Below are 981 nucleotides of genomic sequence, written 5' to 3' on the forward strand. Positions count from 1 at the left end.
TGAGCGGCGGCAAGCATGCGGCGCGCAAGCTCAAGCGGGCGCAGATCCTGCTGGCGGCCGATGCCGGCGCCAGCGACGAGCAGATCGCCGGCACGATTGGCGTGAGCGGCTCGACAGTATACCGAACCAAGCGGCGCTTTGTGCTGGGCAATCTGGAGGCGGCCCTGAGCGAGGAGCCGCGGCCGGGCGCGCAGCGCAAGCTGACCGGCAAGGAGGAGGCCCTGCTGGTGGCCACCGCCTGCTCCAAGCCGCCGGCCGGGCGGGCGCGCTGGACATTGGAGCTGCTGGCCGGCGCGATGGTCAAGCTGACCGAGCATGCCGAGCTGTCGCGCGAGACGGTGCGGCGCCGTCTGGCGGAGAACGATCTCAAGCCCTGGCGCCGGGACATGTGGTGCATCCCCGCCGTCGACGGCACCTATGTCGCACGCATGGAGGACGTGCTGGATCTCTATGCCGAGGCCCCCGATCCCACGCGACCGGTGGTGTGCTTCGACGAGAGCCCGACCCAGCTGATCGGCGAGGTCCGCCAGCCGATCCCCGCCCAGCCCGGCCAGCTCGAGCGCTACGACTGCGAGTATCGCCGCAACGGCACCGCCAACCTGTTCGTCTTCCTCGATGCCCACCGGCCCTGGCGCAAGGTCAAGGTCACCGACCAGCGCACCGCCCGCGACTTCGCCGAATGCATGCGTGATCTTGTCGACCTTCACTACCCCAAGGCCACGCTGATCCGCGTCGTGCTCGACAACCTGTCGACCCATTCGCCAGGTGCCCTCTACGAGGCCTTCCCCGCAGCCGAAGCACATCGCATCCTGCGCCGCATCGAGTTCCACTACACCCCAAAGCACGCCTCCTGGCTCAACATGGTCGAGATCGAGATCGGCGTGCTGCGCGGCCAGTGCCTCGACCGCCGCATCGCAGACCGCCACACGCTCAACGCCGAAATCGCCGCCTGGGAGCGCCAGCGAAACGCGACAGCCGCTC

1 protein-coding gene is annotated in these 981 nt (G+C 68.9%); it reads left to right on the top strand.

The window, feature by feature from the left end:
* The coding region (locus FHP25_RS40475) for an IS630 family transposase (protein ID WP_147852689.1) at positions 1-981 on the top strand (981 nt) is incomplete at both ends.

This window comes from Vineibacter terrae, from assembly GCF_008039615.1.
Taxonomy (GTDB): Bacteria; Pseudomonadota; Alphaproteobacteria; order Reyranellales; family Reyranellaceae; genus Vineibacter; species Vineibacter terrae.